This is a genomic window from Erythrobacter sp. JB1-15 (assembly GCF_057365035.1).
In genome coordinates this window covers 1,318,193-1,342,365 of the sequence record NZ_CP200295.1, presented here as the reverse complement: position 1 = coordinate 1,342,365, position 24,173 = coordinate 1,318,193, and the positions used below count along the sequence as shown (strand labels likewise).

Below are 24,173 nucleotides of genomic sequence, written 5' to 3'. Positions count from 1 at the left end.
GTTTGATGATTGGGTTCTGGACATCTGTATCCGAGCAGCGCCGCGCGTGGTTTCCTGCCGATACCCATCCCAATCAGATCCTTGAAGCTGAGGTGGAGCGGCGGCTGTCGCCCGGCTGCGCAGTGCTTGATATCGGCTGCGGGCGCACCGCGCCAAACTTGCGCAAACTGATCGGCAAAGCCGGCGCGTTATACGGCATTGACCTTGTCGATTTCACCGTGTCCGATCCCAATCTTAAGCTTCACACCAACAATATCGGCGCCATGCGCGATATTCCCGATAACGCCATCGACATCGCTTTTTCGCGCGCTGTGATGGAGCATATCGACAATCCTGACGAAGCTTTTGGCGAGATTGCGCGGGTTCTGAAACCGGGCGGCGTGTATATCTTTGTAACGCCCAGCCTTTATGATTACGGCACGCTGATCGCGCGGATCGTGCCCAATCGCTTCCATGCAAAAATCGTCCGCATGACCGAAGGCCGCGCCGAAGAAGACGTGTTCCCCACCGTCTATGCCTGCAACACTTTGCGCACACTGGACGCGCAAACCAGCAAAGCCGGGTTGAAGGTGCGCGAAGGGCGGTATCTGGGCCAATATCCCAGCTATTTCATGTTTAGCCGCGTCCTGTTCTGGATCGGCAGTGTCTATCAAAAAGCAATTGAGAAATTCGACCTCACCCAGCCCTTGCAGGGTTGGATTTATTGCGTTGTTGAGCGCCCCTTGGCGCCAAACCAAAAGGCTGTGTAACCATGCGTGTTCTCCACGTTCTTGACCATTCCCTGCCGATCCATTCCGGCTACACTTTTCGCACGCGCGCCATCCTGAAAGCGCAGGAAGGCCTCGGCATCGAAGTGCGCGGGGTCACCGGCCAGCGGCACGAGATTGACGCGCCCGAACCATCCGCGCCGGGCGCGGTGGACACCTGCGATGGGCTTACCTTTTACCGCACCGCCGGCACGCCCACAGGGCCCACGGGCCTGTCTGAAATGCGCGAGATCAAACGGCTTAGCGATAGCATCAAAGCAGCCGCGCGCGATTGGCGGCCCGATATCCTGCACGCGCATTCGCCATCCTTGAACGGCGCAGGCGCGCTGCAAGCGGCGAGCGCGCTGGGCATTCCGCTGGTTTATGAAATTCGCGCATTCTGGGAAGACGCAGCGGTTGGCAATCGCACTGGCCAGGAAGGCTCGGCCAAATACCGGCTCACCCGGTCACTGGAAACTCAAGTGGTGAAACGCGCCGATGCCGTGTTCACCATCTGCCAGGGGCTGCGCGATGATCTGATTGCGCGCGGAATTTCGGGCGGCAAAATCGGCGTAATGCCCAATGGCGTGGACTTGTCGCTGTTTGGCGATCCGCCGCCGCGCGATGACGGCTTGGCCGCCGAATTGGGCCTTGATGCGGGCGCGCCTGTCATCGGTTATATCGGCAGTTTCTATGATTATGAAGGCGTCGATGGCCTGATCGCGGCCATGCCGATCCTGCGCGAAAGCCACCCGAATGCGAAATTGCTGCTGGTGGGCGGGGGCGAAATGGACGCGGAATGGCGCGCTGCTGCTGCTGGCCTGCCCGATCCGAATGCGGTTATCTTCACCGGCCGCGTGCCGCACGCCGAGGTTGAGCGGTATTACTCGCTGATCGACGTGCTCGCCTATCCGCGCAAGGCATCGCGGCTGACCGATCTGGTCACTCCGCTCAAACCCTTGGAAGCGATGGCGCAGCGCCGCTTGGTCGCGGCCTCTGATGTTGGCGGGCACCGCGAATTGATGACGCATGGCGAAACCGGCACTTTGTTTGCGCCTGATGATCCCGCGGCTTGCGCACACGCCCTTGCGGACTTGCTAGACAACCAAAGCGGGTGGGATGCGATGCGCGCCCGCGCGGCGGAGCATGTGCGCAGCCGTCATGACTGGGCTATCAATGCTGAGCGTTATGCCTCTGTTTACCAACTCTTGTTAGCTGAAGGTCAAAGCGGCCAAAGCGCGGCCTCCCAGCCCGCTGCCGCACAATAGGCGCATTGCGGCATCTGCCCCCTTGCGCATCGGCAGCACGGGGAGCACATCAGGGTTATGCGCGCATTTTCTGGCAAGACAAAAACCGAGGACACTCCTCGATCAGGCAGCCGCAAAGCGGGCGGCCTGGCGATTGCTTCGCATCCGATCTTTACGCCTGCGCTGACCGGATGGGCCGCGGCCATTCTGGCGCTGGTCGTAGTGGTGCTGCCATCATCGCTGATTGCGCGGCTCGCAATGGTGAGCGGGCTTGAAATATTGGGCGATTTTGCCCGGTTCGCGCTGGCTGTGATTGCAGGCCTTGTGGGGGCTGGCATCGGATATGGTCTCGCGCGGCTGCTGAAAGGCGAATTGAACCGCACTGCCAGCTATGACGCAGATGCTGCAGCTGGCAATGAAGCGGCCGGCAACGAAGCGGCTGATGCGATCGAAGATGCGGAATTTGAAGAGGCCGATTGGGAGGATGACGGCGTGCGCCCGATTGATCCCGCAACCGAATTGGGCAGCGAATATCTCGATGCGCCAATCGAAGAAGCGGATTTTGAGGAATGTGCTGCCGAAGAATTTGGCGAAGAGCTGGGCGAAGCCGAAGCAGAAGCGCCTCAGATAGCGCCTATCCCGGCACCTGAACCAGAACCTGAAACCCCAGCGACATCTGGCCGCCGCAGAGGTTTGGCGCAGCTCGCGCGGGCCGAGGCGATGGCAAACGACCCGCAATTGTCCGAACCCGGTTATGGGGCCAGCAACGGGGACAATCTAGCGCACGACGCGCCCGAACCCGAGCTTGAACCCGAGCTTGAACCCGAGCTTGCTGGTGAAGCTGCCCCCGAGACAGAAAACGAAAACGGGCAAGAGCCTGAAGCAGAAGTTTCCGAAGAACCCGCTCCCCGCGCTCTCGCCGAGGAGCCTGAACAAGACCCGCACACTCAAAGCCGCCCTGCCGGACTGCCCGATGCAGCCGGGGCGCAATCGGCTCTCGATGCGCTGATTGAAACAGCCTCGGCCAAGCCTGTCGAACCGCTCATTGCGCAGGCATCCCCGGTTGAAATGGAATTGGAAGAATTTGGCGCTTTGGCGGGCCGCAATGGCAATTGGGTCGAAGATGAAGGAGCTGAGGCCACAACAGAGCCCGCACCTGCGCCTGCGCCCGAACCGGAACTCGAACCCGAACAATCCGCCCCGCCGCCCGCGCAAGATGCAGTCCCCACTGCGCTTGCCAAGCTGCGGGCAAAGCCCATCGAAGAGCTTAGCATGGTTCAGATGATCGAACGCTTTGCCGCCGCGCTTGAAGATCGCAAATCCGCGCGAGTCGCTGATCCTGAGGTGACCACCAGCCCAGCGCGTAAACAGGCTTTGGCCAACACCCTAAAAGGGCTCACCGGCGAGGCTGACACCGCACCATCCGAAGAAGAGCCTTTTTGGAACCTGAACAACGGGTCGAACGGGAAAACGCCAAGCTGCGTGATGCGCTTGACCAATTGGGTGACTTGCGCGGCGCTGCATAAACTTGGGCGCTTTGCCGCGCCCTATGCAACCGGCGGTGCCTAAAGGCATGCCTGCGCAATCAAACTAAAGCGAAAATATCCACCTGTGAAATAAAGCTACGCTATTCCCCATTGCAAAAACGCGTTTGCGTCGGCAAGAGGGTGGCGAAGGCATGGGAGACGGGCGACACGCTGACAGTCTCACACCCATTGCCTGCCTTGCATGGGTCTGGCCTCCCCTTTCACCAGGGGACGGCGCATCCTGACAAGGCATCTGACAGGATGGATATGCACTATGGGATACCCCAATTCCCAGGGTCTGTACGACCCCGCCAATGAACATGACGCCTGCGGTGTGGGCATGGTCGCCCATATCAAGGGTGAGAAAAGCCACGCTATCGTTGGCCAGGCGCTCGAGATTCTCGAAAAGCTCGATCATCGCGGCGCGGTGGGGGCTGATCCGCTGCTGGGCGATGGCGCGGGGCTTCTCATGCAGATCCCCGATGCGCTGATTCGGCGCTGGGCGGATGAAAAGGGCCACGACCTGCCGCAGCCCGGCGATTATGCGGTCGCCATGTGCTTTATGCCGCAAGACGAAGCATCGCGCGCGTTCTTCGCTGAGCGGTTTGAAACCTTCACTGTGAAAGAAGGCCAGCGCTTTATCGGCTGGCGCGATGTGCCTGTCACTCTGGATGGGCTGGGCGATGCGGTTATCGAATCGATGCCTGTCATCCAGATGGCCGTGCTAGCCCGGGGAGAAGCCTGCGCCGATCAGGACGCGTTTGAACGCAAGCTGATGGTGATCCGCAAGCAGGTCCAAAACCCGCTTGCCAAACTGGCTGAAAAGCATGGTCTGGCCGGACTAACCGAGACATATCTGCCCAGTTTTTCCAGCCGCACGATTGTTTATAAAGGTCTGCTGCTCGCCAGCCAAGTCGGCAGTTTTTACGATGATCTGCGCGATCCTGAATGCGTGTCGGCGCTGGGGCTGGTCCACCAGCGATTTTCCACCAACACCTTCCCCAGCTGGCGGCTGGCGCATCCGTTTCGTCTGATTGCGCATAATGGAGAGATCAACACGGTTCGCGGCAATGTGAACTGGATGAATGCGCGCAGGCGAACGATGGAATCGCCTTTGCTGGGCGCTGATCTGGATAAGATGTGGCCGCTGATCCCGCACGGCCAATCGGACACTGCATGCCTTGATAACGCGCTCGAACTGCTGCTGGCGGGCGGATACAGCCTCGCTCACGCGATGATGATGCTGATGCCAGAGGCGTGGGCGCAAAACGCGCTGATGGACCCGGCGCGCCGGGCATTTTACGAATATCACGCCGCTTTGATGGAGCCGTGGGATGGCCCGGCAGCGGTGTGCTTTACCGATGGCCGCCAAATCGGCGCGACACTGGATCGCAATGGCCTGCGCCCTGCGCGTTTCTGCGTAACCAAGGATGATATCGTGTGCCTCGCATCGGAAAGCGGCGTTCTGCCCTTTGCCGAAGAAGACATCACGCGCAAATGGCGCCTGCAACCGGGCAAGATGCTGCTGATCGATCTGGAACAGGGCCGCATCATCGAAGACGGCGAATTGAAAGCCGATCTCGCTGCCGCAGAACCCTACGCCAAATGGCTGGAAGAAGCGCAATACAAGCTGGACGATCTCGCGGTTGTTGATCCTGAATTTGAAGAACTGCCGCAGGACGAAAACCAGGAAACGCCAACTTTGCTGCAAGCTCAGCAGGCGTTTGGCTACACTCAGGAAGATCTCTCGCGGTTCCTCGAACCCATGGCGATCAAAGGCGATGATCCGCTGGGATCGATGGGCACCGATACGCCGCTTGCGGTTTTGTCGAACAAATCGCGCGTGCTGTATGATTACTTCAAACAGAACTTTGCGCAGGTCACCAATCCGCCGATTGACCCGATCCGCGAAGAATTGGTGATGAGCTTGCTCTCGATGATCGGCCCGCGCCCCAATCTGCTGGGCCATGATGCGGGCACGCACAAACGTCTGGAAGTGCAGCAACCGATCCTGACAAACGAGGATCTTGCCAAAATCCGGTCAGTGGAAAGCGCATTGGACGGGGCCTTCCGCTGCGCCACCATCGACATCACGTGGGATGCAGAAAGCGGCGCTGAGGGGATTGAGCTGGCGCTGAAAGAAATGTGCTGGGCCGCGACAGAAGCGGTGCTGCAGGATCACAATATCCTCGTCCTGTCCGACCGCGCGCAGAACGAAAACCGCGTGCCCATGCCCGCTTTGCTGGCGACGGCGGCGGTGCATCACCATCTGGTGCGTCAGGGCCTGCGGATGCAGACGGGACTTGTGGTGGAAAGCGGCGAGCCGCGCGAAGTCCACCATTTCTGCGTGCTGGCAGGATACGGCGCCGAAGCGATCAACCCCTATGTCGCGTTCGAAACGCTCGAAGATATCCGCGCGCGCAAGCACTCCGATGTGCCCGCAGGTGATGTTGAGCAAAACTATATCAAAGCGATTGGCAAAGGCATTCGCAAAGTCATGTCCAAAATGGGCATCTCAACCTATCAATCCTATTGCGGCGCGCAGATCTTCGATGCGGTTGGATTGTCATCCGCCTTTGTCGAGAAATACTTCACCGGCACCGCGACCACAATCGAAGGCATTGGCCTTGCCGAAGTGGCGCAGGAAACTATTGCCCGCCATGCGCAGGCTTACGGGGACAACCCGCTTTATGCCAGCATGCTCGATGTGGGCGGCATCTACCAATATCGCCTTCGCGGCGAAGAACACGCCTGGACCCCGGAAAACGTCGCCCAATTGCAGCACGCGGTGCGCGGCAATGATGGCAAAGGCGATGCGAAAAACTACGAAGAATTTGCCAAGTCGGTGAACGAACAGTCCGAACGGCTGCTCACCATTCGCGGCCTGCTGGAGTTTAAGAAATCCGACATCGCCATCCCCATAGAGGATGTCGAACCCGCCAGCGAAATCGTCAAACGGTTCAGCACGGGCGCGATGTCGCTCGGCTCGATCAGCCACGAAGCGCATTCGACCATGGCGCTCGCCATGAACCGCATTGGCGGGCGTTCGAACACGGGCGAAGGGGGCGAGGAACCGTTCCGCTTTACCCCGATGGACAATGGCGATTCCATGCGCAGCCGGATCAAACAGGTTGCCAGCGGCCGTTTCGGTGTGACCACCGAATATCTCGTCAATTCCGATGATATCCAGATCAAGATGGCCCAAGGCGCAAAGCCGGGCGAAGGCGGTCAGCTGCCGGGCCACAAGGTGGATAAACGCATTGGCGCGGTGCGTCATTCCACGCCGGGCGTGGGGCTGATCTCTCCGCCGCCGCACCACGATATCTACTCGATTGAGGATCTCGCGCAGCTGATCCACGATCTGAAAAATGTGCAACCGGAATCGCGCATTTCGGTAAAGCTCGTCTCCGAAGTGGGCGTGGGCACGGTTGCAGCCGGCGTATCCAAAGCCCGCGCGGATCATGTCACCATTTCGGGCTATGACGGGGGCACCGGCGCATCGCCGCTCACATCGCTCACTCATGCCGGTTCCCCGTGGGAAATCGGTCTTGCCGAAACGCAGCAGACCCTGCTGCTCAACAATCTGCGCAGCCGCATCGCGGTGCAGGTTGACGGGGGCCTTCGCACGGGGCGCGATGTCGCGATTGGCGCTTTGCTGGGAGCGGATGAATTTGGCTTTGCCACCGCGCCTTTGATCGCGGCGGGCTGCATCATGATGCGCAAGTGTCACTTGAACACTTGTCCCGTGGGCGTGGCGACGCAAGATCCGGTGCTGCGCGCGCGCTTTACCGGCCAGCCGGAGCATGTCGTCAATTACATGTTCTTTGTCGCCGAAGAATTGCGCGCGATCATGGCAGACATGGGCTTTCGCACTATGGACGAGATGATCGGGCGCGTGGACCGCCTCGATATGACGCGTGTGCATCGCCATTGGAAAGCGCGCGGCATTAATCTGGATCGTGTGCTGCACATGCCAGAGCTCGCCTATGGCACATCGCTCCAGCACACCGAAGGGCAGGATCACGGCCTTGGCGCGGCAATGGACAATGCGCTGATTGCCGATTGTCAGGACGCGATCGAGGCGAAAACGCCTGTGCAGCTCGATTACGAGGTCCGCAATGTGAACCGCACGGTCGGCACCATGCTCTCAGGCGAAATCGCAAAAGCGCATGGCCACGAAGGTCTGCCGCCAGAAACGATCCGCATCAATCTGACGGGCGTTGCCGGGCAAAGCTTTGGCGCATGGCTCGCCCACGGCGTCACGCTCGATCTGGTGGGCGATGCCAATGACTATGTCGGCAAAGGCATGAGCGGCGGCCGCATCATCGTGCGCGCGCCCGAAAACGCCCCGCGCAAAGCTGATGAGAACATCATTGTCGGCAACACCGTTTTGTACGGGGCGATTGCGGGCGAGGCGTATTTTGGCGGCGTTGCCGGGGAACGCTTTGCCGTGCGCAATTCAGGCGCAATCGCTGTCGTCGAAGGCGCGGGCGATCACGCCTGCGAATATATGACCGGCGGCGTGGTCGTGGTGCTGGGCCAGACGGGCCGAAATTTTGCCGCCGGGATGAGCGGCGGCGTTGCCTATGTCTATGATCCCGATGGCTCGTTTGCATCGCGGGTCAATCATGCGCAGGTCGATCTGGTGCCGATTGCCGCGGATGCGGATCTGGATGAGGGAACAGGCCGCCCGCAACAGCGCGGGCGTTCGGTTCACGATTTCGGAATGGGCGATATGCTGCGTCATGATGGCGAGCGGCTGCGTATCTTGATCGAACGGCATCAATTGCACACCGCCAGCGCGGTGGCGGCTGATTTGCTGGGCGACTGGGAGGCGGCTTTGGGCAAATTCGTGAAAGTGATGCCGCGCGATTACAAAGCCGCTTTGGAAGCTCTGGAAGCAGAGCGCAAAGAAGCAGAAACCGTCGCAGCGGAATAATGAGCAGTTTCATTCGTCATCCCAGCGAAAGCTGGGATCTCTCTCACCTCAGACCGACCCCTGCTTTCGCAAGGGCTTCGGCCAAATCGGAGATTTGACCTCGTGGGCAAAGACACCGGATTTCTCGAACTGGACCGGCGCGAGCGCGATTATATCGATCCCAAAGAGCGGCTCGAAAACTACCGCGAATTTGTGGTGCAGCCGGCTGATGATGTGCTCGCCAGCCAGGCGTCGCGGTGCATGGATTGCGGCATTCCTTATTGTCACAATGGTTGCCCGGTGAACAATATGATCCCGGACTGGAACCATCTGGTCTATGAAAACGACTGGAAGAACGCCTTGGACGTTCTGCATTCGACCAACAATTTCCCGGAATTTACCGGCCGCATCTGCCCCGCCCCGTGCGAGGCATCGTGCACTCTCAACATCATCGATCAGCCCGTGACGATCAAATCGATCGAATGCGCGATTGTTGATCGCGGATGGAAAGAAGGCTGGGTCACTCCGCAAATCCCGGAAAAGAAAACCGGCAAATCGGTCGCGGTGGTTGGTTCCGGCCCTGCCGGCATGGCCTGCGCCCAGCAATTGGCGCGCGCGGGCCACTCGGTCACTTTGTTTGAAAAGTCAGACCGGGTCGGCGGATTGCTGCGCTATGGCATTCCCGATTTCAAAATGGAAAAACACCTGATCGCGCGGCGCTGTCTTCAGATGGAAGCCGAAGGGGTTGAGTTCAAAACGTCCAAGGAAGTGGGCGTCGATGTCTCGTTCAAAAGCCTTCAGGAAAATTACGACGCAGTTGTCCTGTCAGGCGGCGCAGAGGATGCGCGCGCTCTGGCGATACCGGGCGCAGAAATGCCGGGCGTGCGGCTCGCGATGGAGTTTCTCACTCAGCAGAACAAGCGCAATGCCGGCGATGACGAAACCCGCGCCGCCCCGCGCGGCACGTTGAAAGCCACGGGCAAACATGTCGTCGTAATCGGCGGCGGCGATACGGGCTCTGATTGTGTCGGCACATCCAACCGTCAGGGCGCGGCCAGCGTCACCCAGCTTGAGATTATGCCGCAGCCTCCTGAAAAGGAAAACAAAGCGCTGACCTGGCCCGATTGGCCGGTGAAATTGCGCACGTCCTCCAGCCACGAAGAAGGCGTGGACCGGGATTGGGCGGTGCTGACCAAGCGCGTTATTGGCGATGGCGAAACGGTCACCGGCCTTGAATGCGCGCGGGTTGAATGGGTCGCGGATGAAACGGGCAAGCGCGAAATGCGCGAGATTGTCGGCAGCGAATTTACGCTGAAAGCCGATCTGATCCTGCTCGCCATGGGCTTTACCGGGCCGAAAAAAGCGGGCCTGATTGAACAATCGGGCGTTGAGCTTGGGCCGCGCGGCGCGGTTGCAGCGGACGAAGTGAGCTATGCCACCAGCGAGCCGGGCGTGTTTGCCTGCGGCGATATGCGCAGAGGTCAAAGCCTTGTCGTATGGGCCATTCGCGAGGGGCGCCAATGCGCTGCCAGCGTGGATGAAGCGCTGATGGGGGTTACCGAACTACCGCGCTAACCCCTAGCGTAGATCTCTGATATACTTAATAAAACCTTTGTACCAAAGCGAATATGTCGGACCAATACTATTGCAATTGGCCGGGATAGCTACAGCATGCGGCGCGCCAACAGCACACCTCATCGCCGAAGTGTTCTATTACTTGCGTCTTGGTTTGACTTTGGATTTTTCAAAGCTCAAACCGCAATCACAAAGTGGCCATTTTCAAGGCCCGCATAATCGGTACGGGGACACACATAAGCCATGGCTCATTCGTCACAAGGATCGCGCGCGCGCGCAATGCTCTTACGGTTTGGCTTTGCAGCATCCACGATTTTTGGCGGACTGGGAGCCATGCCTGCATGGGCGTCTGACGATGAGAAACTGCCTGAGCAGTCAGTTGAAGAAGCCAGCGAAGCACGCTTAGAGCCTGAAAATGTTCAGATTATCCGCACCAGCCCCCCGCGAACAGGATGGACAGAACCCTCTGCCCCCACCCTTTCGCTCGCACCGATTGCTCTTTCTGCTCTTCAGCAGGCCCCTTCCGCCCCTGCAACAACGCCCGCGCCCAAACCGGCCCCGCAGCGCCCGCCCTTTGACCCTGTCAAACTCGTCGTCTCCCAATTTGTCGATGTGCCGGTTGCAGGCAGCGCGCCGGGCACGCTGCGGTATTCAGGCCGCGCGGATGCCTATATCAAGCTGCGCGGCAGCACCTGGGGCGCAGATGACAGCTGGACGATCAATGTCCGGCCTGAATTCACTTGGGGCGAAACTTCGAACGGCGAAATTGGGCTGATCCCCGGCAACACCGCTTTGTTCCGGCCAGAGGGATCGGAAGATTACGACCTCTCGCTCTCGGTCAAAAAGCAATGGAAATCGGGCGCAAGCCTTGAAGTGGGCAAAATTAACGTGCTCGATATTTCGGGCGAATTGCCGATTGTGGGCAGCAATGGGCATTTCGGGTTCCAGAACCTTGGCATCGCGCTTCCGCCCACCGCAGTTGTGCCCAACACGCTGACCGGGGCCGCGCTGCAAATTTCCGAAGGCAAGATGATCTACCGCTTTTGGGTGTTCGATCCTGACAGCCAATATAACCGCACCGGCTTTGAAACCGCATTTGAAAGCGGCGTTGCGTTTATGGCGGCGGCTGCCCGGCGCACAAATATTGGCGGAAAGCCCGGATTGTTCAACTTTGCAGTCGTCGGATCGAGCCGGTCCGGCCCCGCATTCGACATTTTGCCGCGCGCCTTAACCCCGCCCCCCGGCGGCAATTTCGGCAATGAAGAAGGCGAGTTGGCGCTGCAATTGTCGGGCTTTCAATATCTCAAATTGAACCCGCGCGCACGCGGCAAAGGGCTGGGCATTTTCGCCCGGTTCCAGGCATCCATGGGCGATCCCACTTTCCTTGATTATTCGGGCTTTGTCGGCATTTCCGGTAATCCGGCCAAACGCCCGCAGGACCGCTTTGGCCTTGCCGCTTTTGTCTATTCGCTCACCGATGAACTGGTGGATGACATCGCTTTCCGTCTGCCCTTGGAAGATGAGCGCGGCGTGGAAGCCTTCTACACCTACGGCTTTGCCAAAGGGTGGGAAATGACTGCCAATGTGCAGGTCGTCGACAGCGCTATCGCCTTTCGCGACACCGGCGTGACAGTGGGAGCGCGGCTGACTACAAGCTTTTGAATGAAGCTTTCGCTACTTTGCGGCCTCGCGGTCCTGCTCATCGCCCCTAATTCAGCGCTGGCCCCTGCGCTGGCGCAAGACGAACACGCTGAACAAGACGCATCCGCACTTGCGCCCAAAGACGACAATGAAGCGCGGGCAAACTCGCCTTTCGTGGGGCGTTATGATGGCAATTCGTTCGAAACGGCAATGCGTATGGCAGTGCGCGCCGATGGCACGTGGGGATGGGAGCTGTCGGTGGGCGCGTTGGACATGCGCGCGATTGGTACATGGGAAGAACGGGACGGATTTCTCCATCTAACCAGCACGCCAAAACCGGTTGCACCTGAATTTAAATGGTCGGGGCTCGAAAAGACCGGCGTTTCCTCCGACAAAACGCCATTCATCACGGTGGTCTGGGCCGAAAGCGGCAAGCCGTTTCGATATGCCAGCGTGAACCTGCTGTGTGAGAACGGGCAGATCTTCTTCGGCCAAGTGCGAAGCGATGGCTATCCGTCTGCAAGCGAGCAGGATTGGGCCGCCCCCTCCCGCCCGGCAGCGATCCGCGCCAATCGTGCGATGCGCCGCAACAAGTGGTGCTGAAAAAGGAAACGCATGATGTCCGCTCCAAACCATTTGATCTCAAACAGCTGGGATGGGAACCGGGCACCACGGTGCGATTTGCCTTTCACCGCAATGATCTGGGTGTTGCCGATTTCACCGGAATGACCGGCTATCTAGAAGGCGGCATGCTGAAACTGACAGGCGGGCAATATCCGATGGAGCTTCGCAAGGTTGCAAGCAAGGCAGCTCAAAACAGCGAATAGTTTGGCAGCAAACAGTGTGGCTGCGAAAATGACAAAGGCGAGAGCAGCCGCCAAGCTGCCCCCGCCTCTATCCTGCGTTCAATTTGATTACGCGTCAGCAGCTGGTGCTTCTTCTGCAGTGCGACCGCCCCATTGTTGGCGCCCTGCCGCTTCTTCACTGCACGCTTCGACCGACAGATCGCGGATCTGGTGAACATCGCTGCGGCCAAAGCGGGATTCCTCACCAGCCGTCAGGCACATTTCGGGCGCGCCCGCTGGCGAAACCTCACCCGTTTCGGAAACGACAAAGGACTGCGCTTCGCTTTCGTCGCATGCGGCAAGGCCCACTTGCGAACCCGCTTCGATGCCGCTCACGCTGGCACACACATCATATACAGGCATATACAGCGTGCCTTCGGCAAGCTTGGCCGGATCAAACGCCTGATCGCTGCCCAATTGGCCCTGATAGCTGTAACAGGTGTGCGCTTGCAGGCCATTGGCCGGATCAACATCCTTGTTGCCGCCCGCAATATCGAGGCAATAACTGCTGGTCACCCCATCGAGCTTGTCCAGCAACGTGATTTCAACGCTGCCTGCGGGCACTTCGCTTGCTGTGGCCGCATCACCGCCGCTTGCATCGCCGCCGCCAGCCTCTTCGGCACCGCCTGAACAGGCCGCAATGGCCACGAATGCCGCACAAGCGGCGCTATTTCTTAGGAAATTCATCATGTGTCTTCCTCCAAATCAACCGCGCGGAAGATAGGCAAGACACAGACCATGTCAAAGACATTGCGATCAAAGTGACCAGTCGATCGGCTTGCTGCCGTGACTTTCCAGAAACGCATTGGCCGCGCTGAACGGTTTGGACCCGAAAAACCCGCGATAGGCAGACAGCGGGCTGGGATGCGCGGATTTGAGGATCAGGTGATCTGGCTTTTGGCCAAGGCCGCGCACCCGGCTCGCCTTCTTGGCCGCATGGCTGCCCCACAGGATGAAAACGCAAGGGTGATCGCGCTGCGCGACAGCCTCAATCGCTGCATCGGTGACCGCGTCCCACCCGCGCCCGGCATGGCTGCCCGCTTGCCCTGCCTCCACGGTAAGCGTGTTGTTCAAAAGAAGAACGCCCTGCTTTGCCCAAGGGCTCAGATCGCCAGTTTGGGGGCGCGCAAGGCCGAGGTCATCTTCAAGCTCTTTGAAAATATTCGTAAGCGACGGGGGCACTCGCACCCCGTCTTTGACCGAAAACGCCAGCCCATGCGCCTGGCCCGGCCCGTGATAGGGATCCTGACCCAGGATTACGGCGCGCACCTGCTCAAGCGGGGTCAGCTCAAACGCAGTCAATCGCTGCCCGCGCGGGGGTATACGGTGCGGCCTGCCGCTTCCTCAGCGCGCAGCCACCCGCCCAGCCTGCGCGCTTCTGCGCTCTTCAGCGCCGGTTCAAGCACCCCGTGCCAGCTTTCAGGGATCGCCTCTGTCGTCATCGCGCCTGTCCTCGTCTTAATTGGAGACTACACGCCCGCTCCATGCTGGTGCCACTCATGCCGCCTACGCTATCCCCCCTTTCCCTCCTGCACCATGTCGCGTAGGAGCGCAGCGATGACAGTGCATTTCCATGAAGAAGACCTGCCCGCTGGCGTGCTCGAAGGCACCAGCGCGCTTGCCGTAGACACCGAGACAATGGGGCTGGTGACGCACCGCGACAGGCTGTGCGTTGTCCAGATATCCGATGGATCAGGCGATGAACATCTGGTTCGCTTTTCGCCGGGCAGCGATTATGAAGCGCCCAATCTCACCAAAATCCTGAGCGATGAAAACCGGGTGAAGCTGTACCATTATGCGCGCTTCGATCTGGCGGCGATCCACTATTATCTGGGCGTGATGGCAGCGCCGGTGTTCTGCACCAAGATCGCGAGCAAGCTGGTGCGCACCTATACGGACCGGCACGGTTTGAAGAACCTGGTGGGCGAATTGCTGAACGCGGATATGTCCAAACAGCAGCAAAGCTCAGACTGGGGCGGGCCGGTGCTCAATGATGCGCAGCGCGATTATGCGGCTTCCGATGTGCGCTTTCTCCATGCTCTGCGCGATGAACTGGCGGTCCGGCTGGAACGCGAAGGGCGCACCGATATCGCGCAGGCCTGCTTTGACTTCCTGCCGACACGCGCCGTGCTCGACATTGCCGGGTGGGAAGATCGCGACATCTTCCACCACAGCGAAGGAAAGCACTCCTAAAGCGCCCGTTATGGTCATCAAACGCCGCATCGAAACCAGCGAAGCTGCCAATCTGCGCTCCCGCCGACAGGTGTTTGCGAGCCCGGGCGGATCGCATGATCGGCTGGTTGGTTTCCTCGCGCGGGCATTGCCCGTGGGCGTGGGCGTGATGGCGGCGCTGATGATTGTCACCCCGTTATCGCCGCGCGGAGAGATCAGCTTTCTGCTGGACCGCAACAAGGTCGCGGTGATTGATGAGCGGCTGCGAGTCGACAATGCCATGTATCGCGGGCGCGATGATACGGGCCGCCCGTTCTCGATCACGGCAGGCGAAGCGGTGCAAAGGTCGAGCGCCGAAGGGCTGGTGCGGATGGACGATGTGATCGCGCAGCTATTGATGGAAGATGGCCCTGCCAGGCTGCGTGCAGAAGGCGGCGTCTATGCCATCGAGGAAGAGACCGTCACCGTCGATGATGCCGTGCGCTTCACCGCGGCAGATGGCTATGCGATGACTGCGCGCGGGGTTGCGGTGAATCTGGAAAACCGCGTGATGACAGGCAGCGGCGGGGTCGAAGGCGAGATCCCTGCAGGCACATTCAAAGGCGACACCATGCGCGCTTCGCTCGATGATCGCACTGTCACATTGACTGGCAATGTCCGCTTGACCATGGTTCCGGGCAAATTGAGAGTTCCCTGATATGACGACACCCCCAAGCCCCGATGGTAAGCCTGCACAAGCGGCCAAACGCCGCAAAAGCCTCACGCGCATTGCGCTTGGATGGGGCGCGGGCAGTTTCATCCTGACAGCCGGCGTTATGGGCACTTTGGGCGCCAGCGCGCAGAGCTTTGCCGCGCACAATACGCGCGCGCCGGTGACTTACGATGCGGGCGCTGCGGCATGGGATGACCGGGCGAACCGGGTGGTGTTCTCAGGCGGGGTGATCGTGACGCAGGCAGGTCTGACCGTGCGGTCCAACCGGATGCTGGTCAATTACACCGATGCGGGATCGCTCGCCATTCAGCGGATCACAGCGAGCGGCGGGGTCAGCTTTGTGCGCGGCAATGAACGCGCCAGCGGCGATGTCGCGGTCTATGATCTGGACCGGCGGATCATCACCATGGCGGGCAATGTCAAGCTGGCGCGCGGCGGCGATACGCTGAATGGCGGGCGGCTGACGATCAATCTGGATACCGGCGTTTCAAGCGTTGATGGCCGTGCAAGTGGGGGCGGAGCCGCTACGGGTGAATCGGGTGAGGCAGGGTCCAGCGGCAGAGTGACAGGCACATTCACCGTCCCTCAGGACTAGGCGTGATGACAGCGCGCTAGAACGCGTTTTCATGCCGCAGCACCAGCAGCGTGCGCGCCATAATCTCGATATCGCGCGGCAACGACCAGTCAGAGATGTATTCAAGGTCAGCATCCAACCGATCCGCCAGATCCTGCGGACGCTCTGTCGACCCGCGAAGACCGCGCACTTGAGCAAGACCTGTAAGGCCCGGTTTTAAGCTGTGGCGCAGCAGATATTTGCGATGCGCAACCCAGAAAAACTGGTTGTTCGACATGCTCCCCAAAGCGTGCGGCCGCGGGCCTACAATCGACATATCGCCTTTCAGCACATTGAGCAGCTGCGGCAGTTCATCAATACTGTTGCTGCGCATCCATGCGCCAATTCTGGTCACCCGGCTATCGCCCCGGCATGTCGAGCGCGCGCCATTATCGTCCTGCGCATCGACGCGCATGGAGCGAAACTTGATCATGTCGAAATAACGATTCCCGCGTCCCAGTCGCCGCTGATAAAAGAACACCGGGCCCCCGTCCTCCAGCTTAATCAAGGCGGCGATTATCAGCAAAGGCACGCATGATATTATAAGCGCAGCGGCCGCGATGGCTGTGTCAAACAAGCGCTTGGTCACCCGCGCGCGCATTCCCAGCGGGCCATTGGATACGACCAAGGTTGTCTGATCTGTTGCGCCGTAATGGTGGACACCAAGCGCGCCAAGCTCGTGCGCGGTTGTGCTCACAATCTCGCCATAGACACCAGTGGATTTGAGCAGCATCGACCATTTCTGACGCTTTTCGGGCGGGCAAGTGACCACCACTCTATCCTGATCGCGCAGCAAAGTGCCAAGCCGATCAAACATGCCCGGATCATTGCTGAAGGGATCAAGATTAAAATCCCGCGCAGAAATGCTGACCGAACCCGGTATGACAAAAGGCGGCCCGTTATCGTGGATGACCAATTCGTTGCGCGTGCGTCCCTTCCAGACCCGCGCAATAATGGCAGGCACCGCCTGGCGAAAAGCGATCAATGCCATGGCCGTCAGCAGCAATCCAATCGTCACCGAAGCGCGCGAAAACTGCGCGTTGGATTTGGTGTAGAATGCCAGAAAATTGAGCAAAGCTGCGGACAAAAGCAGTGCGAACACCGCCTTTTTCGCACCGAACACCCAGCTCGACAACGCATGAGTGCTGTAGGTTTTGTTGTACAAGGCAATGGTGAAAAACACCGGCAGCAATGTCTGGGCCGGCAGCATTGTGCGCGGCTCCCACCATTGGTTTTCGTAGACCAAAGATGCAATCGCGAAACAGCCAAGCACCAGAGCCGCATCCGTGATCATCATCAACGCATAGGCTCGCAAACGGCGCCGCTCGAGCGAAGGGGTTGTCCCCTGCGCAAGATCGGCTTTGCCCGATGCGTTTAGCAAAATCCCTGTTTGTTCGTTCACTCGGTGTAGCCCCACCTACAACGCCGATAGCGCTGTCCCCCGTTTATGACCCCGTGTTAACACGTAGCATGCCGGACATTGAAGGGTAGCCGTTGCCGCAATTTAATCGTCAGCAAATGCCCGGCACGCCGGCTTGATCCGGCAAGGTACGGGGCCACCGCGCACGATTAACGGCGCGATGCAAACCGCGCGATCTGGGTAAGATCCTGTGCCAAAAGCAATTCTGCAGCCTGGCTATTGGCAAGCAAGGATCGGTGCAGAGCAACAAGGCGCGGGATCAAGCGTTCCAGTTTGCCGCGATGCCAGCGCCCCAATTGCTGGCGGATATCGCGCTCTTCCTTCCAAAAAATGCCCAATTGCGCTTTTTCGCCTTTGGATAAGTCATCCAGCGAGCCGCGCGGGCCAAGCTTTGCGCTGATCTGCACCAATTGCGCCGCCCTCCGCTCCATCGCCAATAAAAGGCCAACCGGATTAAGCCCAAGCTCGCGCATGCGGGCAATTTCGCGGCTGATTTTTGGCAATTCGCCGCCCATCACGGCATTGACGATCGGGCCAAATCCATCCTCTTCGGTCGCGGCTCCAATCTCGGCATATTCTTCCACGCTCGCGGTCTTCGGCTCCAACGGATCAGCCCCGCAATACAACGCCAGCTTGGTCACCTCAGATTGTGCCAGCCGTACATCAAGACCCGCAGCGCGCGCGATCCTCTCTGCCAGATCGCCGCCGAGGCGCAATCCTGCGCTATCCGCCATCGCTCTTACAGAGGCGGAAACGGCGCGCAGATCGGGCGGATAGAACATCGCCACCAGCGCATCGCCCCGCTTTTCCAGCAGCTTTGCAGAGCGTGATTTGTCGGTTGCAGACGTGGCGACCACAATGACCGGCGCAGCATCGCCCGCCCCCGCATCACCCGTTTCGATTAGCGTTTTGAGCGCATCATGCGCCTCATCCCCGCTCGCCCGCACCCAGATATGGCGCTTGTCGCCAAACAGAGAGGAAGATCGCGCTTCATCGCCCAGCAGCGCGGGATCGCGTTTGAGATCACCGCCGGATAATTCGACCCTCTCGCCCGGATCGCTCAAGCTTTCGACCACTGCGCCCGCCGCAGCAGATGCGCCCGCTTCGTCGGGACCGCAAAAAAAGAACACATTGGCCTGAGCGGCAGAGCGCGGCAATCCGCGGGCAAAGTCGGAGTTTTTCGCTTTCACCGATCCGCAATCGCGCCAGCATCGCTTGGCGCAATGCTTTCTTTCTCGCGCAGGGTGAGCGCGATGCGCGTCGTCATCTGATCGGCCACTTCCTTGGCAAGGTTTTCAAGCGCGGTCTGTTCCGCAGCAATGGTCGCATATTCGGACGAGACCACATCAATCCCGGCATCGGACCCCGCGGTTGCATCAAGCAGGATCTCTCCCGTGACCAGATCGACCAGCTGATAGCGCGCGCGCAAAATCCGCCGTTCGCGGCTGATGGTGTCATCGTTGAGAACCCCGAGCGCCTCGAGAGCATCATCAAGGCGCACGTCCAGCCTGTAACGCGCGCTTGCATTGGCGCTATCCGCATCGCCGCCTGCACCCAGCCTTTCGGTAAGAGCGTTGCGCACAAGCCACCCGCCGCGACCCGGAATGGACGGGACATCAACAGCCGCAAGACCGCTGGCGATATTCTGTCCGCCGGCGCCTGAATAAAGCGGTTGGAGCTGACACCCGGCCAGCCCCAGCGCGCAGGCGATGATGGCGAAAAGGCGCATCATGTGACGATATTGACCAGCCTGTCGGGCACCACGATCACTTTCCTTACCTGCGCTCCATCAATCGAACGCTGAACCTTATCGGACGCGAGCGCAAGCGCTTCAAGATCATCTTTGGACGCGCCTTTTGGCACAGTCAAAGTGTCGCGCAGCTTGCCTTTGTGCTGAACCGCAATGGTCACCTCATCTTCCACCAGCAAAGCCGGGTCATGCTCTGGCCAGGCCGCATCCGCGATCAGGGCCTCTGCGCCCATCATTGCGTGTGCTTCTTCGGCCAAATGCGGCATCATCGGGCTGACCATTTGCAGGATCGCCTGAATGGCGAAATTGCGCGCGCTGCTGGGCGGGGCTTTTTCGGCAGCTGCGGTGAGCTCATACAGCCGCGCGACCGCTTTGTTAAAGCTCAATGCCTCAATATCGTCTGCCACTGCGACGATTGTCTGATGGGCTTTTCGCAAAAGCGCCTTGTCCTCGCCTGTCGCGGCGGGATCATACGCATTGAACAAACGCCACAGCCGCTGAACAAACCGCCAGCACCCCTCAATCCCTGCTTCCGACCAGGGCAGATCGCGTTCTGGCGGGCTATCGGAAAGCATGAACCAGCGCACCGCATCCGCGCCATATTGCGCGATAATGGCATCGGGATCGACGACGTTCTTCTTCGACTTCGACATTTTGACAACGCGGCCAGCGGTGACGGGTTGTCCGCCCTCGAGGGTGACCCAGTCCGCGCCATCCTTGGTCACTTCGCCCGGTGACAGCCAGGAGCCATCGCCAAGGCTGTAGGTTTCATGCGTCACCATGCCTTGCGTAAACAGCGCGGCAAACGGCTCTTTTACGTCGATCTTGCCAATATGCGCCAGCGCCCGCGTCCAAAAACGGGCATAGAGCAGGTGCAGGATCGCATGCTCCACCCCGCCAATATAATGCTGCACGGGCAGCCATTTGGCGATTTCAGCAGGGTCAAACGGCGCATCCACCGGTTGGCTGGCAAAGCGCAGGAAATACCACGATGAATTGGTGAAAGTGTCCAGCGTATCGGTTTCGCGGGTCGCTTCGCCGCTGCATTTTGGGCAGGCGACATGCTTCCAGGTGGGGTGGCGTTCGAGCGGGTTGCCCGGCGTCTCGAAATCAACGTCTTCGGGCAAAGTGACCGGCAGTTGATCCTTGGGCACCGGCACGATGCCGCAGCTGTCGCAATGGATGAAGGGGATGGGCGTGCCCCAATAGCGCTGGCGCGAAATGCCCCAGTCGCGCAGGCGCCACACGGTGGTCCCCTCGCCCCAGCCGCCCAGTTCTGCTCGCTTAATGACTTGCGCCTTCGCATCCTCGACGCTCAGTCCATCGAGGAAGCCCGAATTGACGATTATGCCGTCGCCAGCTTCGGCTTCGCCTTCGAATGGCTTTTCAGCATCATCGGCACTGGGCGCAACAACGCGCTTGATTGGAAGTCCATACTTGGTCGCGAACTCGAAGTCGCGCTGGTCATGCCCCGGCACACCCATCACCGCACCGGTGCCGTAATCCATCAGCACGAAGTTCGCGATGTAGACGGGCAGCTTGGCGCTCACATCAAGCGGGTTCTCGGTCCTCAAACCAGTGTCGAAACCAAGTTTTTCAGCCGTTTCCAGCGCAGCAGCTGTCGTACCGCCGAGTTTGCATTGCTTGATGAACTCGGTAGCTGCCTCATTTTCGCGCGCGATAATCTCTGCTACGGGATGATCTGGCGCTACAGCAACGAAACTTGCGCCGAAGATCGTGTCCGGACGCGTCGTGTAAGCTTCAATTTCGATCCCGTGTCCACAATCGAAACGGAATTCCAAACCCTGCGACTTGCCGATCCAGTTTTCCTGCATCAGGCGGACCTTTTCGGGCCAGTCTTTGAGCTCACCCAAACCTTCGAGAAGGTCTTCGGCGAAATCGGTGATCTTTAGAAACCACTGGTCCAGCTTGCGCTTTTCCACTTCAACGCCTGAACGCCAGCCTTTGCCGTCAATCACCTGCTCATTGGCGAGCACGGTCATATCGACCGGGTCCCAGTTTACCTCTGATGATCGGCGATAGACCAGGCCTGCGGCATACAGTTCGAGGAAAAGCGCCTGCTCGTGGCCGTAATATTCAGGATCGCAAGTCGCGAATTCCCGCGTCCAGTCGAGCGCAAAGCCGATGCCTTTAAGCTGCGCTTTCATCGCTTCGATATTGGAATAGGTCCAGCTGCCTGGATGAACCTTTTTCTCCATCGCGGCGTTTTCAGCCGGCATCCCGAACGCATCCCAGCCCATCGGATGCAGAACTTCGCGCCCGCGCATTGCGTGATAGCGCGCCAGCACATCGCCCATCGTGTAATTGCGCACATGGCCCATATGAATGCGCCCTGAGGGATAGGGGAACATTTCAAGGATATAGCTTTTGGGTTTGTCGCTATTGGAATCGGCGACAAATGTGCCCGCTTTTTCCCATACGCTTTGCCAGCGCGCATCGGCCTGCGACGGATCGAAACGAATATCAGTCATAGAGCGCTCGCTAACGTGCCTGCTGCGCGGCGCATAGAGGCAATTTTAGCCTGATATCGCTTTGCGGCGCAGATCGCGCGCTTTGGTCAGGATAATGTCTTCGAGTTTTTGCACAGTCGCGGCCTGAACAGGCGCATCGACCCATGCCCCGCTTTGCGAAACCTGCCGTGTGGCGGCAACCCGCAAGGCATCAGCGCGCAAATCCTGATCGAGAATGGTGATCGTCATCTTCACCCGCTCTCCCGGATTGCCGGGATTGGCATACCAGTCGGTGACAATAACCCCGCCAGAGCTGTCTGCGCTGAGCAAGGGGGCAAAGCTGACCGTATCAAGCGCCGCACGCCACAAATAGGCATTCACGCCGATGGTGTTGATCTGCGCCGATTGCAGTTCGGTTGTGGGGCGCTGACCGCCGCCGCACGCCGCAAGTCCCACCGCCGCAACGCCTGCCATCGCGATATTGGCCGCCGGGCGGAAGGAGAAGCCAGAGGCTGATTTTTTGGCCGATGTCACTGCGATGCGTTCCTTACGATAAATTGGCGTATTTCTTGACTGTCTGCTCTATAACCTGCGCATGGCTTGTCGCAAGCGCTCAAACCTGCACGGCGAAGCAGAGTTAACGGATTGCTCTGAGCAGGCTGAAAGTTGATCCGCGCTGAATGACCCTGCGGCAAGGCCGGGTTTACATCCGCTTAAACTGTGTGCGCCGCGTGCAACAGGTGCCCAACAAAAGCTCTATCCACCTATTGGGATGATGTGGAAAAGATTGCCATGGCCCGCTTCATCATTGTATCACTTTTGCGTGCCATCTAAAGACTCACATAGGGTTCAGGTGCGATTTGTATAAGTTCGCTCAGAACTTTGAACAATCAGCACCCGGCACGCAGAATGGGGACGACAGGGCAATAATGGCACGTGGCAGCATCTTTCAAGCGATCAAGCAGCGCAAGCTGCCGCTTGTTATGGCAGCCTGCGCGGTGACGCTCGCCTTGCCCAGCACGGGGCTTGCCCTCGTGAAAGCCGGCGATAATGCAGCCTCCTTCGCTGCCAATGGCTTCGATATTTTCACCCCGGCTTCAGTTGATCCTGAATTGGCAGCCCGTTTTGCACGCGTTGCAGCGGACGATTCGATGCGGTTTACCCCTGCAGGCGGCAGCGCGGTGGAACGCGAACGCACGGTGACTGTCGCTGTGCGAGATCGATGGGCAGACGGCCAAGGCAATCTCTGTACGCAAAGCGATCGACGCCGCGCCGGGCGCTGGCAAAGCGATCAGCAAACTGCAAACCAGCCGCTTTAATCTGGGCACCGCGCGCGGCTATCAAAGCTTTGCGCGCACCACGGTGGAATTGCCCGACAATGTCCGCAGCCTGACAGTGCCCGATCTGTCTGAATTTGAACCGGCAGGCCCGCGCGCTGAAAAAGAACCCAGCCGTCTCCAGCCTCGGATCGAGCTTGAAGACGAACAGGTCGCTGGCCGTTCGCCCAACACGCTTGATTCGCTTGGTTCGCAAACCGTGGGTGTTGGCGGGTCTTTCCGCTTGTCGCCCAATCTCGATGTGACAGCGGGCGTGCGCTATTCGCAGGAACGTGAACGCCTCGCGCCTCTCACCACTTCGCAGCAGGATAGCCAGGCCGTGTATGTCGGCACGCAAATCCGTTTCTAACCGTTGATCGGTTGCCGGCATCAAAAGACCCAGTTTCGGCTGGGTTTTTTATTGCCTGACGTTACGGCACGGCTATGCCAGAAGAGCAAAGCGACTCGTTGAAAGGCATGGATTTATGAGCAAGGTAGCAATCGTCACAGGCGGAACACGCGGCATCGGGGAAGCCATCAGCGTGGCGCTCAAAAATCAGGGCCGCACCGTCATCGCCAATTATGCAGGCAATGACGAAAAAGCTGCCGCTTTTACCGAGCGCACCGGAATTGCCGCACGCAAATGGGACGTGGGTGACCACGACGCCTGTATTACAGGATGCGGCGAGGTCGCCGAAGAATTCGGCTCTGTCGATATCGTCGTCAACAATGCCGGGATCACCCGCGACGGCACATTGCACAAGATGAGCTTTGATGACTGGAACGAGGTTATGCGGGTCAATCTTGGCGGATGCTTCAATATGGCAAAGGCGTGCTTTCCCGGAATGCGAGAACGCAAATGGGGCCGGATCGTCAATATCGGATCGATCAACGGGCAGGCCGGACAATATGGCCAGGTGAATTACGCCGCAGCCAAATCGGGCATTCACGGCTTCACCAAAGCGCTCGCGCAGGAAGGCGCGAAAGTCGGCGTGACCTGCAACGCGATTGCGCCGGGATATATCGACACTGATATGGTTGCGGCCGTGCCCGAACCAGTGCTGGAAAAGATTGTCGCCAAAATCCCGGTGGGCCGCTTGGGCCAAGCCAGCGAAATCGCGCGCGGTGTCGCGTTCCTGACCTCTGACGAAGGCGAATTCGTCACCGGTTCCACAATGAGCATCAATGGCGGCCAGCATATGTATTGAGGGCCAGGTTCGC

Annotated in this window: 20 protein-coding genes and 1 pseudogene; 14 read left to right on the top strand and 7 right to left on the bottom strand. The window is 59.3% G+C overall.

Annotated features, from left to right (window positions below; all coding sequences use genetic code 11):
- The first annotated feature begins 5 nt into the window (after positions 1–5).
- The 8 genes from AC0V6L_RS06445 (at position 6) to AC0V6L_RS06410 (ending at position 12,480) form a co-directional block, all read left to right on the top strand.
- On the top strand, positions 6–749 hold the full coding sequence (locus tag AC0V6L_RS06445; protein WP_486155062.1) for a class I SAM-dependent methyltransferase: 744 nt from the start codon (positions 6–8) through the stop codon (positions 747–749).
- 2 nt (positions 750–751) lie between these two features.
- The gene (locus AC0V6L_RS06440; RefSeq protein ID WP_486153500.1) at positions 752–2,014 is read left to right on the top strand and encodes a TIGR04063 family PEP-CTERM/XrtA system glycosyltransferase; all 1,263 of its coding nucleotides are present in this window, start codon (positions 752–754) and stop codon (positions 2,012–2,014) included.
- A 57-nt stretch (positions 2,015–2,071) separates the two neighbouring features.
- Positions 2,072–3,562: a hypothetical protein gene (locus tag AC0V6L_RS06435; protein WP_486153499.1), complete on the top strand. Its 1,491-nt coding sequence runs from the start codon at positions 2,072–2,074 to the stop codon at positions 3,560–3,562.
- Between the two features lie 231 nt (positions 3,563–3,793).
- Positions 3,794–8,458 carry a glutamate synthase large subunit gene (gene gltB / locus AC0V6L_RS06430; protein WP_486153498.1) on the top strand — a complete coding sequence of 1,555 codons (4,665 nt, stop codon included), beginning with the start codon at positions 3,794–3,796 and terminating at the stop codon, positions 8,456–8,458.
- A 102-nt stretch (positions 8,459–8,560) separates the two neighbouring features.
- Positions 8,561–10,012: a glutamate synthase subunit beta gene (locus AC0V6L_RS06425; RefSeq protein ID WP_486149346.1), complete on the top strand. Its 1,452-nt coding sequence runs from the start codon at positions 8,561–8,563 to the stop codon at positions 10,010–10,012.
- A gap of 243 nt (positions 10,013–10,255) precedes the next feature.
- Complete coding sequence (locus AC0V6L_RS06420) at positions 10,256–11,674, top strand: carbohydrate porin (RefSeq protein ID WP_486153497.1); 1,419 nt, start codon at positions 10,256–10,258, stop codon at positions 11,672–11,674.
- The gene (locus AC0V6L_RS06415) at positions 11,675–12,256 is read left to right on the top strand and encodes a hypothetical protein (RefSeq protein ID WP_486153496.1); all 582 of its coding nucleotides are present in this window, start codon (positions 11,675–11,677) and stop codon (positions 12,254–12,256) included. It abuts the gene before it with no gap.
- Positions 12,247–12,480 carry a hypothetical protein gene (locus tag AC0V6L_RS06410; protein ID WP_486153495.1) on the top strand — a complete coding sequence of 78 codons (234 nt, stop codon included), beginning with the start codon at positions 12,247–12,249 and terminating at the stop codon, positions 12,478–12,480. Before AC0V6L_RS06415 ends, AC0V6L_RS06410 begins: the two co-directional genes overlap by 10 nt.
- Positions 12,481–12,567: 87 nt before the next feature.
- Here AC0V6L_RS06410 and AC0V6L_RS06405 read toward each other — a convergent pair whose 3' ends face one another.
- Entirely contained in the window at positions 12,568–13,188 is a 621-nt protein-coding gene (locus tag AC0V6L_RS06405; protein WP_486153494.1) for a ricin-type beta-trefoil lectin domain protein, read from the bottom strand.
- A 66-nt stretch (positions 13,189–13,254) separates the two neighbouring features.
- Positions 13,255–13,940: pseudogene (locus AC0V6L_RS06400) on the bottom strand (uracil-DNA glycosylase).
- A 115-nt stretch (positions 13,941–14,055) separates the two neighbouring features.
- Between AC0V6L_RS06400 and AC0V6L_RS06395 the strand changes: the two are divergent.
- From AC0V6L_RS06395 to AC0V6L_RS06385, 3 genes are read left to right on the top strand one after another with little or no spacing between them, the layout of a single operon-like run.
- On the top strand, positions 14,056–14,691 hold the full coding sequence (locus AC0V6L_RS06395; RefSeq protein WP_486153493.1) for a ribonuclease D: 636 nt from the start codon (positions 14,056–14,058) through the stop codon (positions 14,689–14,691).
- 10 nt (positions 14,692–14,701) lie between these two features.
- The gene (lptC, locus tag AC0V6L_RS06390; RefSeq protein ID WP_486153492.1) at positions 14,702–15,367 is read left to right on the top strand and encodes an LPS export ABC transporter periplasmic protein LptC; all 666 of its coding nucleotides are present in this window, start codon (positions 14,702–14,704) and stop codon (positions 15,365–15,367) included.
- Between the two features lies 1 nt (position 15,368).
- The gene (locus tag AC0V6L_RS06385; RefSeq protein WP_486153491.1) at positions 15,369–15,977 is read left to right on the top strand and encodes an LptA/OstA family protein; all 609 of its coding nucleotides are present in this window, start codon (positions 15,369–15,371) and stop codon (positions 15,975–15,977) included.
- A 16-nt stretch (positions 15,978–15,993) separates the two neighbouring features.
- On the opposite strand, the gene AC0V6L_RS06380 is transcribed toward AC0V6L_RS06385, so the two are convergent.
- The 5 genes from AC0V6L_RS06380 to AC0V6L_RS06360 all read right to left on the bottom strand — a co-directional run bounded on the left by AC0V6L_RS06380 (position 15,994) and on the right by AC0V6L_RS06360 (position 22,110).
- Positions 15,994–17,397 carry a sugar transferase gene (locus AC0V6L_RS06380; protein ID WP_486153490.1) on the bottom strand — a complete coding sequence of 468 codons (1,404 nt, stop codon included), beginning with the start codon at positions 17,395–17,397 and terminating at the stop codon, positions 15,994–15,996.
- 167 nt (positions 17,398–17,564) lie between these two features.
- Complete coding sequence (gene holA, locus AC0V6L_RS06375) at positions 17,565–18,605, bottom strand: DNA polymerase III subunit delta (protein WP_486153489.1); 1,041 nt, start codon at positions 18,603–18,605, stop codon at positions 17,565–17,567.
- The gene (gene lptE, locus AC0V6L_RS06370) at positions 18,602–19,144 is read right to left on the bottom strand and encodes an LPS assembly lipoprotein LptE (RefSeq protein WP_486155061.1); all 543 of its coding nucleotides are present in this window, start codon (positions 19,142–19,144) and stop codon (positions 18,602–18,604) included. Before lptE ends, holA begins: the two co-directional genes overlap by 4 nt.
- Positions 19,144–21,657, bottom strand: a complete 2,514-nt coding sequence (leuS, locus tag AC0V6L_RS06365; RefSeq protein ID WP_486153488.1) for a leucine--tRNA ligase — start codon at positions 21,655–21,657, stop codon at positions 19,144–19,146. The genes lptE and leuS overlap by 1 nt, the downstream gene beginning before the upstream one ends.
- Positions 21,658–21,702: 45 nt before the next feature.
- Positions 21,703–22,110, bottom strand: coding sequence for a DUF3576 domain-containing protein (locus AC0V6L_RS06360; protein WP_486151536.1), 408 nt, complete (start codon positions 22,108–22,110; stop codon positions 21,703–21,705).
- Positions 22,111–22,565: 455 nt separating this feature from the next.
- On the opposite strand from AC0V6L_RS06360, the gene AC0V6L_RS06355 reads away from it, so the two are divergent.
- The 3 genes from AC0V6L_RS06355 (at position 22,566) to phbB (ending at position 24,160) form a co-directional block, all read left to right on the top strand.
- Positions 22,566–22,955, top strand: a complete 390-nt coding sequence (locus AC0V6L_RS06355) for a hypothetical protein (protein WP_486153487.1) — start codon at positions 22,566–22,568, stop codon at positions 22,953–22,955.
- A gap of 43 nt (positions 22,956–22,998) precedes the next feature.
- Positions 22,999–23,322, top strand: coding sequence for a hypothetical protein (locus tag AC0V6L_RS06350; RefSeq protein ID WP_486153486.1), 324 nt, complete (start codon positions 22,999–23,001; stop codon positions 23,320–23,322).
- A 115-nt stretch (positions 23,323–23,437) separates the two neighbouring features.
- Entirely contained in the window at positions 23,438–24,160 is a 723-nt protein-coding gene (phbB, locus tag AC0V6L_RS06345) for an acetoacetyl-CoA reductase (protein WP_486153485.1), read from the top strand.
- Positions 24,161–24,173: the final 13 nt, after the last annotated feature.

Bases quoted from the DNA above. Each gene is read 5' to 3' on its own strand.
- AC0V6L_RS06445 (WP_486155062.1), top strand. From the start codon at position 6: ATGATTGGGTTCTGGACATCTGTATCCGAGCAGCGCCGCGCGTGGTTT.
- AC0V6L_RS06440 (WP_486153500.1), top strand. From the start codon at position 752: ATGCGTGTTCTCCACGTTCTTGACCATTCCCTGCCGATCCATTCCGGC.
- AC0V6L_RS06435 (WP_486153499.1), top strand. From the start codon at position 2,072: ATGCGCGCATTTTCTGGCAAGACAAAAACCGAGGACACTCCTCGATCA.
- gltB (WP_486153498.1), top strand. From the start codon at position 3,794: ATGGGATACCCCAATTCCCAGGGTCTGTACGACCCCGCCAATGAACAT.
- AC0V6L_RS06420 (WP_486153497.1), top strand. From the start codon at position 10,256: ATGGCTCATTCGTCACAAGGATCGCGCGCGCGCGCAATGCTCTTACGG.
- AC0V6L_RS06415 (WP_486153496.1), top strand. From the start codon at position 11,675: ATGAAGCTTTCGCTACTTTGCGGCCTCGCGGTCCTGCTCATCGCCCCT.
- AC0V6L_RS06405 (WP_486153494.1), bottom strand. From the start codon at position 13,188: ATGATGAATTTCCTAAGAAATAGCGCCGCTTGTGCGGCATTCGTGGCC.
- AC0V6L_RS06395 (WP_486153493.1), top strand. From the start codon at position 14,056: ATGACAGTGCATTTCCATGAAGAAGACCTGCCCGCTGGCGTGCTCGAA.
- lptC (WP_486153492.1), top strand. From the start codon at position 14,702: ATGGTCATCAAACGCCGCATCGAAACCAGCGAAGCTGCCAATCTGCGC.
- AC0V6L_RS06385 (WP_486153491.1), top strand. From the start codon at position 15,369: ATGACGACACCCCCAAGCCCCGATGGTAAGCCTGCACAAGCGGCCAAA.
- lptE (WP_486155061.1), bottom strand. From the start codon at position 19,144: ATGCGCCTTTTCGCCATCATCGCCTGCGCGCTGGGGCTGGCCGGGTGT.
- leuS (WP_486153488.1), bottom strand. From the start codon at position 21,657: ATGACTGATATTCGTTTCGATCCGTCGCAGGCCGATGCGCGCTGGCAA.
- AC0V6L_RS06360 (WP_486151536.1), bottom strand. From the start codon at position 22,110: ATGGCAGGCGTTGCGGCGGTGGGACTTGCGGCGTGCGGCGGCGGTCAG.
- AC0V6L_RS06355 (WP_486153487.1), top strand. From the start codon at position 22,566: ATGGCACGTGGCAGCATCTTTCAAGCGATCAAGCAGCGCAAGCTGCCG.
- phbB (WP_486153485.1), top strand. From the start codon at position 23,438: ATGAGCAAGGTAGCAATCGTCACAGGCGGAACACGCGGCATCGGGGAA.